Genomic DNA, 15923 nt, shown 5'->3' on the forward strand with positions numbered 1-15923 from the left:
GGGCCTCAGTCCAGGGTGAAGTAGTCCGGACCGGCGTAGTGGCCGGTGGTGAGCTTGGTGCGCTGCATGAGTAGATCGTTGAGCAGTGAGGAGGCGCCGAACCGGAACCGGTCCGGGTCGAGCCAGTCGTCGCCCACGGTCTCGTTGATCAGCACCAGGTACTTGATGGCGTCCTTGGTGGTCTTGATGCCGCCGGCCGGTTTGACCCCGATGATCCGGCCGTGCCGCTCCCGGAAGTCCCGGACCGCCTCCAGCATCACCAGCGTGATCGGCAGCGTCGCGTTGACCGCCACCTTGCCAGTCGACGTCTTGATGAAATCGGCGCCGGCCAGCATGGCCAGCCAGGACGCCCGCCTGATGTTGTCGTAGGTGCCGAGCTCGCCGGTCTCCAGGATGACCTTGAGATGGGCGCTGCCGCAGGCTTCCTTGACCGCCGTGATCTCGTCGAAGACCTTGGTGTAGTCACCGGCCAGGAACGCGCCCCGGCTGATCACCATGTCGATCTCGTCGGCCCCGGCGGCCACCGCGTCACGGGTGTCGGCCAGCTTGACCGCAAGCGGCGCCTGCCCGGACGGGAAGGCGGTGGCCACGCTGGCCAGGTGCACCTCGGAGCCGGCGAGCGCCTCGGCCGCGACCTTGACCATGGCCGGGTAGACGCAGATCGCGGCGACCGAGGGGCAGGAGGGGTCGGCCGGATCCGGACGCCGGGCCTTGGCGCACAGCGCGCGCACCTTGCCGGGCGTGTCGGCGCCCTCCAGCGTGGTCAGGTCGACCATGCGAATGGCCAGGTCGATGGCCTTTGCCTTGGCGTCGGTCTTGATCGAACGGGTGGCGAGCGCCGCCGCCCGCGCCTCGACGCCCACCTTGTCGACCCCGGGCAGGCCGTGCAGGAAGGAGCGGAGATCAGACAGACCGGCGGACACTGTCACAGTCATGAAAGGGATTCTACGCAACCCTGTGACAGTTGATCTTGATTGAGCGATAGGTTGTCAGCCGTGGACGTCCTAGTCGTAGATCATCCCCTGGCCCAGACCCGGCTCACCGCGATGCGCCGTACCGACACCGACTCCGGTGTCTTCCGCGCCTCGCTGCACGAGCTGACCACCATGGTGGTCTACGAGGCGGCCCGCCTCTTCGCCGTCGAGAAATACCCCATCGAGACCCCGGTGGCGCCCACCGAGGGCACCCGGCTGGCCAACCCGCCGTTGATCGTCCCGGTGCTCCGGGCCGGCCTCGGCATGGCCGACGCCGCCCTCGCGCTGCTGCCCGAGTCGTCGATGGGCTTCGTCGGCCTTGCCCGTGACGAGGAGACGCACGAGCCGCGCGCCTACATGGAGTCGCTGCCGGCCGATCTGACCGGCCAGCCGGTGCTGGTCCTCGATCCGATGCTGGCCACCGGCGGCTCGCTGCTGCACTGCTGCCGCCTGCTCGCCGACCGGGGTTGCACCGACATCATCATCTGCTGCGTGCTGGCCGCCCCCGAGGGCGTCGAGCGACTGAAGGGCTCGGGCCTGCCGCTGCGCCTGATCACCGCGTCGATCGACCAGGGCCTCAACGAGAAGGCCTACATCGTGCCCGGCCTGGGTGACGCCGGTGACCGCCAGTTCGGCGGCATGCGCCGCTTCTGACCCGCATGCGGTACGGCCGGCCACACACCGATTTTCCCGGGCCGGCTGGCCGTACCCCTAAATGGTGTTGAAGTCCCAGCTCAGCGCCTTGCCGGAAGCGAACGGCATCACGCCGTGGAACACCTCGGGCTTCTCGGCGAAGACCAGGGGCAGGAAGTGGCGGTCGGACTCCCACATCGGGAGCGACCCGGAGAGCACCTCGTCGACCGGGACCCAGTGCAGGCTGCCCTCGTCGTTCGTCTCGTGCGGCGTGCCGGTCCAGGACGTGATCCGGAAGAGGAAACCGAACCAGTTCTCGCCGTCGCGGCCGAAACCGGGCCAGGAGATCGTCCCGGCGAGCTCGACGCCGGTGCAGTCGATCCCGGCCTCCTCGCGGATCTCCCGACGCAGGCCCGCGACCACGTCCTCGCCGGGCTCCAGCTTGCCGCCGAGACCGTTGTAGTACCCGTAGTGGATGTCGTCGGGCCGGGCGTCGCGCCTGATCATCAGGATGCGGCCGCGGTCGGGGGAGAAGACGTATCCGAGGGTTGCCAGGACTGCTCGCACCGGAGCACCCTAGCCTGACTAGGGGAGGTGCATCGGCCGACAGGTGGAGGAAACGAGACTGATCGTCCACTCGTGGTCGCCGCCGCGGACGAAGCCGCTCCAACGGTCCGGAAACCGCAGCCCGCACAGCCTATCGCCGCCGCTGCGGGGCCGAAGTTAGATGGTCATCTTAATGACGGTCTCCGTTGGCGTCGATGATACTGTGGGCGCTTCCTCGACGACGTCACACGGATGGTCTGCGTCCACATATGCCGAACTTGACCAGTTTAGTCGTGCCTGCGTGGCAAGTGCAGGGCTATCTAAACGAATGTCTGGATTCGATCCTGCGCCAGCAAGCCGTCGAGGGTGTGGAGGTAGTGGCGGTCGACGACGCCTCCCCCGATCACTCCGGCCAGGTCATCGACGAGCGTGCCGCGGCTGATCCGCGGGTCGTCGCGGTCCACCTGGAGAGCAATGTCGGTCCGGGTGCCGCGCGCAACGCCGGGCTGGACCGGGCGACGGGTGAGTACGTGTGGTTCGTCGACGGTGACGACCGGATCGCCCCGGGTGCCCTGGCCGCCGTCGAGGCGCGGCTGCTCGAGGAGAAACCCGACGTGCTGCTGGTCGGGGTGGCCCGGGAGCGTTGGAACCGCAAGGTGTCCCGTTTCGTGACCCCGAAGAAGGCGCGGACCGGTGCCGAGGCGCTGACCGTGGCCCCGCCGCCGCTGGGTGGCCTGGTGGTGCGCCGGCAGTTCCTGATCGACGCCGGCATCCGTTTCGAGTCCGAGTGGTATGAGGATCTCGCCTTCGGTTACGCGGTGCTCGCCGCGACCGACAACGTGGCCACGCTCGAACCGCCCTGTTACATCCGCCGCCTGGACCGGGCCGGTTCACTGCGCGGGAAGTCGAAGCGGCACATCGAGGCGGTCCGGCAGTGGGACCGGGCGCTGAGCCTGTCCGCTGTGGAGCAGGCCGAGCCGAAGCTCCGCCGCCGGGTGCTCAACCGGGCGATCGGTGAGCTGCTCGGGATCATGGAGAACGGTTCGCGGGTGCCGGACAAGGCGCGGCGCGCGATGTTCACCGAGATCTCCGGACTGCTGCGTAAGCACGAGAAGCGGACCTCGCCGCGCCCGGGTGGCCTCGGCGGGCTGCGACTGAAGCTGCTCGCCGCCGACTCCTACTCGGCGTACCGCTTGCTGCGCGGCGGCCGCGGTGCGGCCGGCGGAGTGGTCGGCAAGGCCCGCGGCGCGGCCGGCAAGGCCAAGACGACGCTGCGCAAGGCGAACCTGCTGCGTTACTACAAGCAGCAGCTGCGGTTGCCGATCGACGAGAACCTGGCGGTGTACGGGGCGTACTGGTTCCGCGGTTACGCCTGCAACCCGGCCGCGATCTACGAGAAGGCCAAGGAACTGGCCCCGCAGGTCCGTGGTGTCTGGGTGGTCAAGCCCGGTGCCCGTGCGGTGCCCGAGGGGGTGACCGTGGTGCACCCGGGGACGAAGGCGTACTACCGGACGATCGCGCGCGCCAAGTACATGATCAACAACGCCACGTTCCCGCCGGACGTCGTGAAGCGGGCCGGCCAGATCCAGGTGCAGACCCACCACGGCACACCGCTCAAGACGATGGGCCTGGACCAGCCGCGCTTCCCGGCGTCACTGGGCAACTTCAACCCCGACCGGATGCGGCTGAACCTCGCGAAGTGGGACTTCAGCATCACCGCGAACCGGCACACCACGCTGCTCTGGGACCGGCAGTTCCCGATCAAGGGGGAGACCCTGGAGACCGGGTACCCGCGCAACGACCGGCTGGCGCTGGCCGGCCCGGACGACGTCGCCGCGGCCCGGGCCGAGCTGGGCCTGGGTGCCGACGAGCAGGTCGTGCTCTACGCGCCGACGCACCGCGAGTGGCACTCCGTCTTCACCCCGCCGCTGGACGTGGACGAACTGGCCGAGGCGCTCGGCCCGAACGTCCGGATCCTGCTGCGCGGCCACTACTTCTACGACTCGATCGGCTTCCCGCCACGGCACCCCCGGGTGCTCGACGTGTCCAGTTTCCCGTCGGTCGAGACGCTGGCCATCGCGTCCGACGCGCTGATCACCGACTTCTCGTCTGTCATGTTCGACTACGCGGTGCTGAACCGGCCGCTGGTCATCTTCGCGCCGGACTGGGAGGTCTACAAAGCGGTGCGCGGTGTCTCCTTCGATCTGGAAGCCGACCATCCCGGCACGTTCGTCCGCACCTTCGACGCGCTCGTCGACGCGTTCCGTAGCGGTGCGATCGACGACGAGGCCGCCCGGCAGGCCCGGGGCCGTTTCCGGGAGCGGTTCTGCTCCCTCGAGGACGGTCACGCCGCCGAGCGGGTCGTCCGGCGCGTCTTCCTGGGGGAACCCCTTGTCTGAACTGGTGCCCGGCCTGGTCAGTGTGATCGTGCCGATCTACAACGTCGAACCGTTCCTGCGGGACTGCCTGGACTCGCTGCGCGCCCAGACCTACTCGAACCTGCAGGTCATCCTGGTCGACGACGGGTCCACCGACGGCTCGCCGGCGATCGCCGAGGAGTATGTCGCCGCCGACCCGCGGTTCCAGCTGATCCGGCAGGCCAACGCCGGTCTCAGCGCGGCCCGCAACGCCGGTATGCCGGCCGCGAACGGCGAGTTCCTGGCCTTCGTGGACAGTGACGACCTGCTCGCCGCGCACGCGTACGAGGTGCTGGTCGGTGCGCTGGCCGACGGCGCCGACTTCGCCACCGGCGGTGTGGTGCGGCTGACCTCGCGCGGCACCCACCGGGGCGCCCCGCACAAGACCGCGATCACCAAGACCAGACTGGACGCCCACGTCTCCCTCCGGCCGGCGCTGCTGGCCGACCGGACGATCTGGAACAAGCTGTTCCGGCGCAGCTTCTACGACCGGCACGGTTTCGAGTTCCCGGTCGGTCGGCTCTACGAGGACGCTCCGGTCACCGTGCCCGCGCACGCGCTGGCGAAGAAGGTCGCGGTGGTCGCCGGGACGATCTACTTCTGGCGCCTCCGGGAAGGGGCGGTACGGTCGATCACCCAGTCCGGTGGGGATCTGCGCAACCTGGTGGACCGCTTCTACTCGATCGACCTGGCGGCCAAGGCTCTCGACCGGGCCGGTAAGAAGGAGTTGCGCCAGGAGTTCCTGAAGCTCTCCATCAAGGACCAGCTCAGCAACTACTTCAAGTTCCTGCCGTCGGCGACGCCGGAGTTCCAGTCGACGTTCATGGAGCTTTCCCGGGCATACCTGAAGCAGGTCGACCCGTCGGCGATCACCGAGCTGCCGGTGGAGATCCGCCCGCACTGGAAGCTGATCAACCAGGGCCGCTTCGACGACCTGATCGAGCTCATCGACCACGGTTACCGGCTCAACGCCAAGCCGGTCAAGGCGTCCCATGTGGAGGCGGTCGTCCGCTCGGTCACCTGGGAGAACGGCAAGCTCGTGCTGGCCGGCTCGATCGGCTCGCCGGCCGCGCAGTCCACCCGTACGGGCCGGTTGAAGGTCTTCTGGGCCAGCAACCCGGCCGAGGGCCGCCGGATCCCGATCTGGTCGCGTTCGCAGACCGGTGGCTTCGTGCTCCGGCTCAAGCCCGAGTCGCTGCGTGCCGGTACCTCCTGGCAGCCCGGCCAGTGGACGATCGCGGCCGCCGTGAACCAGGGTCTCCAACTGCGCAAGACGGTGGTCCGGGTGCCCACCGACTGGACCGAGCCGATGCCCCGGATCCCGGTGGCACCGGGTGTCTGGGTGATGCCGTTCGCGGCCAAGGGCGACCTGCGGGTCTCCGTGATCAAGGCGGACGGCTGGCTCACCGGCACCCACCGCGACGGCGACGACCTGGTCCTGGTGGGCCGGCTGCGGCAGCGGCGGGACAGCGCGCAGATCCGGCTGTGCCGGGCCGCGGGCATCGTCACGCACACGGTGACGGCCGAGATCGCCGAGGACGGACGCGAGTTCACCGCCCGGGTGCCACTGGCCTGGATCGCGCTCGACGTCCGCGACGACAACCACGCCGAAGGCCACTACGGGCAGCGGTTCGTGCTGGAGCTGGTGACCGGTGAGACGGTCCGGCTGATGGCCGGGGACGACTACCAGGCGATGCGTACGCCGTACGGCAGCGACGAGGTCTTCACCACGGTCGCCGAGAGCAACCGTGCCGTCTCCATCGCCACCCGCCCGCAGGGTCCGGTGGTCACCGACATCAGCTGGCGGCCGGACGGTGTGATGGTGCTCAGCGGCGACAGCCCGGTGCCCGCCGAGGGACAGCTGCTGCTGCGCCTGCGTGGCCGCCGCAAGGACCTGGGCCTGCCGTTGAAGGTGGTGGACGGGCGCTGGGAGGTGGCGGTCGATCCGGCCGGCGTGCCGACCCTGGCCGGCCGTCTGCCGTTGGTCGCCGGCACCTGGGACCTGACGTTCCGGGCTCCGGGCAACCGTCACGACACGACGACGCCGCTGGCCTTCGACGCCGCGGTGCTGGCCACGCTGCCGCTCGACGGTCCGGAGATACACGGCGTGCAGGGCCGCATGCGCGGTGGGCCGAACGACCGAGCGGTGCTCGACCTGATCGTTCCGGAGACCGGTCCGGAGGAGCACAACCGGCTGCTCAAGCGGTACTTCCCGGCTGCCGGACGGCCCGAGCTGCGTGAGGTGGTGCTGCTCGACGCCGCACCCGGCCGGCGCTTCTTCGACGACCCGGCCGCGCTGCTCGCCGAGCTGCGGTCCCGACCGGACGCACCTCCGGTGCTCTGGACCGTGGACCGGGGCCAGCCGCTGCCGGACGGCGTCGAGGCGGTCTCGCTCGGCTCCGAGGAGTGGTACGCGGCGCTGGCCACCAGCCGATGGGTGGTCACCAACGACAACCTGCCGCTCTGGTTCAAGCCCGCGGCCGGTCAGGTGGTGCTGCGGCTCGCCGGCGGCTGGCCGGTGGCCCGCTCCGGCGCCCTGGCCAGCGCTCACCCGCTCGGCCAGACCCTGATCGACCAGCTGCGCTCGGACGCGGCGTCGTGGACCGCGGTGGCCTCACCGAGCCCGACCGCGACCCCGGTGCTGCGCGAGGAGTTCGGCTTCGACGGGACGGTGCTGGAGTACGGCCGCCCGGCCAACGACCTGCTCTCCGCAATCGATCGGGACGCCGCCAAGGCGCACGTGCTCCAACTGCTGGGGCTGCCGGAGAAGACCAGCCTGGTCCTGTACGCCCCCACCCGCCGCCCGTCCGACCTGCGCCGGCGCGGGGCCAGCGACCCGGGCCGGCTGCTCGACCTGCTGGGTGTCGCCACCGCCCTGCCGCCGGACCACCGGCTGCTGGTGCGCCGCCATCCGGGCGTCCCGGACGACGTGATGGGCCAGGTCGACGGGGTGCTCGACGTGACGGCGTACCCCCAGGTGAGTGAACTTCTACTCGCGACCGACATGCTGGTCACCGACTACTCGGCTCTGCTCGCCGACTACGCGAGCACCGGACGGCCGGCTCTGCTCTACGTGCCGGACCTGGAGGAGTTCGAGGGCTCCCCGGGCCTCAACGTCGACCTGGAGCGGGAGGCCCCTGGTCCGCTGCTGCGGGACTCGGCGGAGGTGGCGGCGGCACTTCAGGACATTCCGGCGATCGTCGCCGAATACCGGCACCGGGCGGAGGCCTTCGCGGCGACGCACGGTGCCGGTGGAGAGGGCGGCGCGGCGGCAAAGCTCGTCGACTGGATGATGGCGGCCGGGCGTTGAGCAACTATCGTTCGGACATGACGTCCATCCCCCTCGCCGAGGAACTGCTTCTCCTCGCGTACGACGACCAGAGCGGTAAAGCGACCGGATCCCGGATCGGCCTCGATCTCGGTATGGCCGCAGCCGTCCTGATCGATCTCGCTCTGGCGAATCGTGTTGCGTACGCGGCCGACGGATACCTGAAGGTCGTGGACGCCACGCCGCTCGGCGACCCGGTGGCCGACGCCGTGCTGGAGAAGATCACGACGGAGGAGCCGCACACGCCCGCCCAGTGGCTCCAGCGGCTCCGGCACCGGCTGCGTACGCGGGTGCTGGAGGACCTGTGCGCCCGGGGCGTGGTGCAGGACGTGGACGAGACCCAGCTGGGTGTGATCCACGTGCACCGCTACCCGACCACGGACCCGGCGTACGAGGCGGAGATCCGCAGCCGCCTGGCCGCCGCGCTGATCGGCAACACCCTGCCCGACGAGCGGACGGCCGCGCTGGCCACGTTGCTCGTCGCGGCGCGGATGGAGCCGGCGTTGAAGCTGCCGGCTGACGAGGCCGACCGGGCGCACGAGCGGCTCGCCGAGATCGCCAGCAACGCCGGCTTCGTCGGTGACGTGTCCCTGGAGGACTCCATCGTGCGGCCCAGCGTCGCTCTGGTGGTGGCCACCCTGGGCCGGGCGATCCAGGCCGCCCTCGGGGCTCCCAAGCCGATCTGACGCCGTCTCCCGGGGCTCGGCGAAGCCCCGGGACGGCATCCACTACACGCCGAGCGTTGCCGCGATCTCGGTGCGCAGGGCGGCGAGAGCGGTCGCCGCACGGTCGCGGGCTGCCGCATGGCCGCCTTCGGCGACCGGTTCGACCACTTCGAGGTACGCCTTGAGCTTCGGCTCCGTCCCCGACGGGCGGATCACCACCCGGGCCGTGGCGGTGCGGAACGTCAGCACGTCGTTCTCCGGGAGCAGGTCCACCACCTCGGTCACGGTCGTGCCGAGCAGGGTGACCGGCGGGTTCTGCCGGGCCCGGCCCATCGCCCGCCCGATCTCGGCCAGATCGTCCACGCGTACCGACAGCTGATCGGTGGCGTGCAACCCGAACTCGGCGGCCAGCTCGTCCAGCCGGTCGGCCAGGGTGCGGCCCTCGGTCTTCAACGCGGCGGCCAGCTCGGCCACGGTCAGCGCGGCGGTGATGCCGTCCTTGTCGCGGACCAGAGCCGGGGCGACGCAGTAGCCGAGCGCCTCCTCGTAGCCGAACGCCAGGTCCTCGGCGGCCCGCACGATCCACTTGAAGCCGGTCAGCGTCTCCGCGTAGGGCACACCCCGCGCCGCGCACAGACGGCCCACCAGCGACGACGAGACGATCGTGGTCGCGTACAGGCCGGGAACACCACGGCGGATCAGGTGGTCGGCCAACAACGCGCCCAGCTCGTCACCGCGTAGCGGCCGCCACCCGTCACCGGCCGGGATCGCCACGGCACAGCGGTCGGCGTCCGGGTCGTTGGCGATCGCCAGGTCCGCGCCGGTCCGTGCGGCCAACGCCAGCAGCAGGTCCATGGCGCCCGGCTCCTCCGGGTTCGGGAACGCCACGGTCGGGAAGGCGGGATCCGGCTCGGCCTGCTCGGCGACGATCGCCGGGGCCGGGAAACCGGCGGCGGCGAACGCGGCGGCCGCGGTGGACGCGCCGACCCCGTGCATCGGGGTGTACGCGATGGTCAGGTCACGCGGGCCGGCCTCGGACAGGACCGCGGCGGCGCTCCGGACGTACCCCTGAAGGATCTCCGCACCGAGGACCGTGCCCGGATCGCCCAGCGGAACCGACGCGGCGCTCTGCACCGCCCGGATGGCCGCCTCGATGCCGGCGTCGGCGGGCGGGACGATCTGTGCCCCGGACCCGGCCGGTCCGCCCAGGCTCGCGCCCAGATAGACCTTGTAACCGTTGTCCTGCGGCGGGTTGTGGCTGGCGGTGACCATCACACCGGCCACCGCGTCGAGCGCCCGCACCGCGTAGGCCAACACGGGCGTCGGCAGCGGGCCCGGCAGCAGCAGCGCCGCCCGCCCGGCCCCGGTCGCGACCCGGGCGGTCCGCTCGGCGAACTCCCGCGAGCCGTGCCGGGCGTCGTAGCCGATGACCAGCGGGCCGTCGCCGCACTGAGCGGCCAGCCAGCCGACCAGACCGGCCGCCGCGCGGGTCACCACCGCGAGGTTCATCCCGTTCGGCCCGGCGCGCAGCCGGCCGCGGAGCCCCGCGGTACCGAACGTGAGCGGCCCGGAGAACCGGTCGGTCAGCTCCACCGCGGTGCCCGGCAGACCGTCCAGGACCGCGCGTAACTCGGCCCGGCCGGCCGGATCGGGATCGTCGGCGAGCCAGGCCTCGGCCCGGGCGATCAGGTCAACATCAACTTCTGGTGCCATCAGGGATTGATAGCACAGTGCGGATCGGATGGTCCTCGCAGCGTGAACACCCCGAGCCTCCAGCAAGGTGATAGATGTTCTTCAATAGTGATGGAAAGCGATGTAGGGTCACGGCGAGTGTCACTGTGAGTGACGATATCGGACAACGACAACCACAATCCCGCCTACATCCGCGTCACCGGGTCGGACGTGGCGATGCGGCGGGGACCGCACAGCTCCTGCGGCGTGATCGACCGGTTCTCCTCGGGCACCGACATGTACCCCTGGTGCTACGTCCAGGGTGACCCGGTCACACGTAACGGAACCACCTACCGCACCTGGTCCCGCGTGCACCTCGCGGCCGTCGGAGACCCGGAGGGCTGGATCTCGGACGCCTACCTCAGCAACGGCGGGGCCGACAACCCGTGCTGAACGGATGAGGGGCCGACGCTTTCGCGCCGGCCCCTCATCGTCGAACATGCGTCACAGGTTGAGCTGGAAGGACTCCGCCATGACGTCGTAGTACTTCCGGTAGTCGGCGAACTTCGCATCCGTCGTGGTCAGGAAGAAGCTGTACATCTTGCCGCCGACCGTGGTCATCCGCCAGATGCCGTGCCGCATCGCGTCGCCGTCACCGCACGTGTACTCGAACTCGGCACCCGGGTTTCCGGCGATCGTCACCTCCTGGGTGGCGATCGACTGGAACGGGTCGGGGCAGGACTGCCCTTCTTAAGCCCGGCCGGAGCGGTCTGGGTGACGAACTTGGTCGGCGTGACCTTGCCCGGCTCGACCAGGATGCGGACCTTGGTGGTCTTGTCGGTGGGATCGATGTACTCCACGTAGACGCCACCGGCCGATCGGGTCCAGCCGGCCGGCACGTTCACGCTGACCGCGGCATTGCCCTTGTACGGCTGCGTCTGGACGTCGGCGGCGGCCGCGTTGCTCGGCTGCGGACCGGCCTGCGGTGTGGTGGGCGCGGGGTCACCCGACCCACTCATGGCGAAGACCAGCACCAGCACCAGGACCACGGCTGCGGCCGCGCCACCGGAGATCAGCTGCTTGTTGCGCGGCCACGACTTGAACGTGGTGACAGCCTTCCCGGAGGTCTCCTTGGCGGTGCCGACCACTTTGTCGACCAGCGCCCGGCGTTTCGCGGCCGGGCTCATCACCACCGTGCCGGGGCGGGCGCCGCCGGGCTGCCGGCCCCACGGGCCCTGCGGCGGGATGACACTCGTCGTGTCGCCACCGGGGCGGCCGCTGTTGTTGGGCAGCTTGTGGGCCGGCATGGCGCCGGTCGGCAGGCTCGCGCCCGGACCGGCCGGGACCGGCGGCTCGGGAGCACGCCGGCGACCACCCTGGTTCTGCTGATCCAGCTTGGCCAGGTGGTCGGTGAGCGACTCGCCGGGCGTCAGCATCGCGCGGCCACCGATCTGACCGGACGGCTGCGGGGGGATCTGCTGGGTCTCGGCCGGAGCCGGGCTGACCGGCCGCGGCGACGGGACCACCGAATACGGGTCGGTCATCATGTGCGGCGGGTTCTTGCTGGCCAGTGGGCCGGCCAACTGCTGCCGCAGGATGGTGCGGGCGGTCTGCACGTCCATCCGCTGGGCCGGATTCTTCTCCAGCAGGCCCATCAGCACCGGGGTCAGCGAACCGGCCCGGACGACCGGGGCGGGCGGGTCCTCGACGACCGAGTGCATGGTCTCGATCGGGTCGCCCTTGTCGAACGGCGGACGGCCCTCGATCGCGGTGTAGAGCGTGACACCCAGCGAGAACAGGTCGCTCGGCGGGCCGAAGTCGTGGCCCATGGCCCGCTCCGGCGAGATGAAGTGCGGCGAGCCCAGCACCATGCCGGGCGTGGTCAGCTGCACGTCGGTGGGCATCCGGGCGACGCCGAAGTCGGTCAGCACGCAGCGCCCGTCACCGCAGATCAGCACGTTCGCCGGCTTGACGTCGCGGTGCAGCACCCCGTGGGCGTGGGCCACCTCCAGGGCGCCGAGCAGCGCGATGCCGATCTTCGCCACCACGCGGGGGGAGACCGGGCCGTCCTCGATCACCATGTCGGCGAGACTGCGCGCGTCCAGCAGCTCCATCACGATCCACGGACGGCCGTTCTCGTGCACGACGTCGTAGACCTGCACCACGGCCGGGTGCTGGAGCGCGGCCGCGGCCCGGGCCTCGCGCATGGTCCGCTCATACATCGCGTCCCGGTCGCTCGGCGCGAGGCCGGGCGGCAGGATGACCTCCTTGATGGCCACGTCGCGGCGCAGCAGCGTGTCCGCCGCCCGCCACACCGTTCCCATGCCGCCGTGACCCACCGCGGCGCGCAGCGTGTACCGCCCGCCGATGAGCGTGCCCGGGGCGGCGCGTCCGCTGGGGGGAGCCGCGTTACCGCCGCTCCACGTCGGAGATTGAGTCACTGAGGATGCCACCGAGGGGGTATAGGGGCCGTCGACCAACCCCGCTATCTTGCCTGCCGTCACCCCCCGAATGAAAGTCACGACGTCACTGTTCACGACACTTCGACCCTCCGTAATGGTGGAGTGGCCGAGGGTTGACCACCGGGGGACGCAGGGTGGCAAATTCCTCACGGTCGGACGCCTTAACGGGTCTTAGGATTCGACATGTGAATGCAGAGTCAGGGTTTCCCATCAAGCCGGTGTACGGCCCTGCTGACGTGCCCGCGGGCGCCGGAGCCGACGAGCCCGGTCGATACCCGTACACCCGGGGCGTCTATCCGACGATGTACACCGAACGGCCGTGGACCATGCGGCAGTACGCCGGTTTCGGGACCGCCGCCGAGTCGAACGCCCGCTACCACCAGCTGCTCGCGGCCGGGACGATGGGCCTGTCGGTCGCCTTCGACCTGCCCACCCAGATGGGTTACGACTCCGACGACCCGATCGCGCACGGCGAGGTCGGCAAGGTCGGCGTGGCGATCGACTCGATCGACGACATGCGGCTGCTCTTCAAGGACATCCCGCTGGACCGGGTCTCCACCTCGATGACGATCAACGCGCCGGGCTCGGTGCTGCTGCTGCTCTATCAGCTGGTCGCCGAGGAGCAGGGGGTGCCCGGGTCGGCTCTGCAGGGCACCATCCAGAACGACATCCTCAAGGAGTACATCGCCCGCGGGACCTACATCTTCCCGCCGAAACCGTCGCTGCGGTTGGTGGCCGACACCTTCGCCTACTGCAAGGCCGAGATCCCGAAGTGGAACACCATCTCGATCTCCGGCTACCACATGGCCGAAGCCGGTGCCTCGCCCGCGCAGGAGATCGCGTTCACCCTGGCCAACGGCATCGAGTACGTACGTGCCGCGATCGCCGCGGGCCTGGCCGTCGACGACTTCGCGCCCCGGCTCTCGTTCTTCTTCGTCGCCCGCACCACGCTGCTGGAGGAGATCGCCAAGTTCCGGGCGGCCCGCCGGATGTGGGCGCGGATCATGCGGGACGAGTTCGGCGCGAAGAACCCGAAGTCGCTGATGCTCCGCTTCCACACCCAGACCGCGGGCGTGCAGCTGACCGCGCAGCAGCCGGAGGTCAACCTGATCCGGGTGGCGATCCAGGCGCTCGGTGCGATCGCCGGCGGCACCCAGTCGCTGCACACCAACTCGTACGACGAGGCGATCGCCCTGCCCACCGAGAAGTCGGCCCGGCTGGCCCTGCGCACCCAGCAGGTGCTCGCCTACGAGAGTGGGCTGACCGGAACCGTCGATCCGTTCGCCGGCTCGTACGCCGTGGAGGCCCTGACCGACGCGGTGGAACGGGAGGCCTCCACGCTGATCGACCGCGTCTTCGAGTTCGGCTCCGCCGTCGACGCCATCGAGCAGGGCTTCCAGAAGGGTGAGATCGAGTCGTCGGCGTACCGGATCGCCACCGAGATCGACAGCGGCGAGCGTGTCGTGGTCGGGGTCAATCGGTTCGCCGCCGAGGCCGAGGAGAAGTACGAGCCGCTGCGGGTCGATCCGGCCATCGAGGTCGCCCAGGTGGCCCGTCTCGCGCGACTTCGGGAGGACCGGGACGACCCGGCTGTCCAGGACGCATTGAAAGATCTGGCGAAGGCCGCCGCCGGAAGTGTGAACGTCCTACCGTTGATGAAAGAGGCCTTGCGCCTCCGTGCCACGGTAGGGGAGGTGTGTCACACCCTCCGCGGGGTATGGGGCGTGCACCGCCCCGTCGAACGGTTCTGAGCTGCTCGACGTACCAGTAGTGTGTCGCGTCACCTCCGCGATCCACTACCCGTTGAGGGGTTGGCGGGCCGGGACGATCTCCCGAGAGCCCGCCTCACCTCGGGCCGGGGCGTGAGCACCTCTTTACGCGACCGTTACACAGCGTTACTTCAATTCGGACTAAGCTGTCGCGCGTTGCGTAAACCGACGAATTTTCGAGAGTGATACGGAAGCCGACGTGACTACTGCTCTGGAGGCGCCGGAAGGCGCCGATACGTCGTGGCCCGGGCAACTGCCCGGCACCGACCCGCTCCCCGGCCGGCTGGACCGCTGGCTCGCATCGAGGGGCGCCGAGCTGGTAGCGATTCGCCGGCACATTCACGCCCATCCCGAACCGTCACACTCCGAGTTCGAGACCGCCGCCCTGATCGCCCGGGAGCTGGTCGTCGCCGGCCTCTCCCCGCGGATGATGCCGCGCGGCAACGGGGTCATCTGCGACATCGGCGAGGGTCCGCGCACCATCGCGTTCCGGGCCGACATCGACTCGCTGCCGTTGCAGGACCTCAAGGACGTGCCGTACCGGAGCACCGTCGACGGTCAGGCGCACGCGTGCGGCCACGACGTGCACACCACCATCGTGCTCGGCCTCGGCATGGCGCTCGCCCAGCTCAACGAGCAGGGACTGCTGCCCGGCCGGGTCCGGCTGATCTTCCAGCCGGCCGAGGAGGCGATGCCGTCCGGCGCGCCCGAGGTGATCGCAGCCGGCGGCCTCAAGGACGTCGACGCGATCTACGCGCTGCACTGCTACCCGCAGCTGCCGGCCGGGCTGGTCGGGGTCCGCTCCGGCCCGTTCACCGCGGCCGCCGACGCGGTCGAGGTCAAGCTCACCGGCCCGGGCGGGCACACCGCCCGGCCGCACCTCACCGCCGACCTGGTGCACGCGCTCGGCCGGATCATCGTCGACGTCCCGGCGCTGCTCAGCCGCCGGATGGACCCACGGGCCGGGCTGTCCCTGGTCTGGGGCGCGGTGCACGCCGGGCAGGCGTTCAACGCGATCCCCGGCGCGGGCGAGGTGCGCGGCACCGTCCGGGTGCTCAGCCGGGAGGCCTGGCGGGACGCGCCCGAGCTGATCACCAGGCTGATCCGCGAGGTGGTCGCACCGACCGGCGCCGAGGTCGACGTCAACTACATCCGCGGGGTCCCGCCGGTGATCAACGACCGGATGGCGTCGGCGGTCATCGCGGGCGCGGCCGGGGCGGCCCTCGGCGCCGACCGGGTGGTCGAGGCCGAGCTCAGCATGGGCGGCGAGGACTTCTCGTTCTACCTGGAGCACGTGCCGGGCGCGATGATCCGGCTCGGCACCGGCCGGCCCGGCTCGGACGTCCGCCACGACCTGCACCAGGGCGATTTCGACGTGGACGAGAGCTGCATCGGTTACGGCGTCCGGGTGATGACCCACACCGCGCTGGCGGCGTTGTCCACGGGCGCCTTCTAGGT

10 protein-coding genes and 1 pseudogene are annotated in these 15923 nt (G+C 70.4%); 7 read left to right on the forward strand and 4 right to left on the reverse strand.

Annotated features, from left to right (window positions below; all coding sequences use genetic code 11):
* Positions 1-5: 5 nt before the first annotated feature.
* On the reverse strand, positions 6-935 hold the full coding sequence (gene deoC, locus Q0Z83_RS47220; protein WP_317790113.1) for a deoxyribose-phosphate aldolase: 930 nt from the start codon (positions 933-935) through the stop codon (positions 6-8).
* A 60-nt stretch (positions 936-995) separates the two neighbouring features.
* Here deoC and upp point away from each other — a divergent pair, with 60 nt between their 5' ends.
* Positions 996-1628, forward strand: coding sequence for a uracil phosphoribosyltransferase (upp, locus tag Q0Z83_RS47225; RefSeq protein ID WP_317790115.1), 633 nt, complete (start codon positions 996-998; stop codon positions 1626-1628).
* 57 nt (positions 1629-1685) lie between these two features.
* Here upp and Q0Z83_RS47230 read toward each other — a convergent pair whose 3' ends face one another.
* On the reverse strand, positions 1686-2174 hold the full coding sequence (locus Q0Z83_RS47230) for an NUDIX hydrolase (RefSeq protein WP_317790116.1): 489 nt from the start codon (positions 2172-2174) through the stop codon (positions 1686-1688).
* 248 nt (positions 2175-2422) lie between these two features.
* On the opposite strand from Q0Z83_RS47230, the gene Q0Z83_RS47235 reads away from it, so the two are divergent.
* From Q0Z83_RS47235 to Q0Z83_RS47245, 3 genes are read left to right on the forward strand one after another with little or no spacing between them, the layout of a single operon-like run.
* Positions 2423-4552: a bifunctional glycosyltransferase/CDP-glycerol:glycerophosphate glycerophosphotransferase gene (locus tag Q0Z83_RS47235; RefSeq protein WP_317790118.1), complete on the forward strand. Its 2130-nt coding sequence runs from the start codon at positions 2423-2425 to the stop codon at positions 4550-4552.
* Positions 4545-7880, forward strand: a complete 3336-nt coding sequence (locus Q0Z83_RS47240) for a CDP-glycerol glycerophosphotransferase family protein (RefSeq protein WP_317790119.1) — start codon at positions 4545-4547, stop codon at positions 7878-7880. The genes Q0Z83_RS47235 and Q0Z83_RS47240 overlap by 8 nt, the downstream gene beginning before the upstream one ends.
* 17 nt (positions 7881-7897) lie before the next feature.
* Positions 7898-8584, forward strand: a complete 687-nt coding sequence (locus Q0Z83_RS47245; RefSeq protein WP_317790120.1) for a GOLPH3/VPS74 family protein — start codon at positions 7898-7900, stop codon at positions 8582-8584.
* 42 nt (positions 8585-8626) lie between these two features.
* Here the strand turns inward: Q0Z83_RS47245 and Q0Z83_RS47250 are convergent, their stop codons facing one another.
* Positions 8627-10276, reverse strand: a complete 1650-nt coding sequence (locus Q0Z83_RS47250; protein ID WP_317790121.1) for a phospho-sugar mutase — start codon at positions 10274-10276, stop codon at positions 8627-8629.
* Between the two features lie 129 nt (positions 10277-10405).
* Here Q0Z83_RS47250 and Q0Z83_RS47255 point away from each other — a divergent pair, with 129 nt between their 5' ends.
* Positions 10406-10687 (forward strand): SH3 domain-containing protein, encoded by a 282-nt coding sequence (locus Q0Z83_RS47255; protein WP_317790123.1) that lies wholly within the window; start codon positions 10406-10408, stop codon positions 10685-10687.
* Positions 10688-10738: 51 nt separating this feature from the next.
* On the opposite strand, the pseudogene Q0Z83_RS47260 reads toward Q0Z83_RS47255, so the two are convergent.
* A pseudogene (locus Q0Z83_RS47260) lies at positions 10739-12675 on the reverse strand (protein kinase domain-containing protein).
* Positions 12676-12881: 206 nt separating this feature from the next.
* Between Q0Z83_RS47260 and Q0Z83_RS47265 the strand changes: the two are divergent.
* A complete protein-coding gene (locus tag Q0Z83_RS47265) occupies positions 12882-14447 on the forward strand; it encodes an acyl-CoA mutase large subunit family protein (protein WP_317790124.1) in 1566 nt (521 codons plus the stop codon).
* A gap of 217 nt (positions 14448-14664) precedes the next feature.
* Positions 14665-15921, forward strand: coding sequence for an amidohydrolase (locus Q0Z83_RS47270; protein WP_317790125.1), 1257 nt, complete (start codon positions 14665-14667; stop codon positions 15919-15921).
* Positions 15922-15923: the final 2 nt, after the last annotated feature.

The sequence above is a fragment of the Actinoplanes sichuanensis genome, from assembly GCF_033097365.1.
GTDB lineage: Bacteria > Actinomycetota > Actinomycetes > Mycobacteriales > Micromonosporaceae > Actinoplanes > Actinoplanes sichuanensis.

Coding starts and splice junctions, on each gene's coding strand:
- deoC (WP_317790113.1), bottom strand. CDS start 935: ATGACTGTGACAGTGTCCGCCGGTCTGTCTGATCTCCGCTCCTTCCTG.
- Q0Z83_RS47235 (WP_317790118.1), top strand. CDS start 2,423: ATGCCGAACTTGACCAGTTTAGTCGTGCCTGCGTGGCAAGTGCAGGGC.
- Q0Z83_RS47245 (WP_317790120.1), top strand. CDS start 7,898: ATGACGTCCATCCCCCTCGCCGAGGAACTGCTTCTCCTCGCGTACGAC.
- Q0Z83_RS47250 (WP_317790121.1), bottom strand. CDS start 10,276: ATGGCACCAGAAGTTGATGTTGACCTGATCGCCCGGGCCGAGGCCTGG.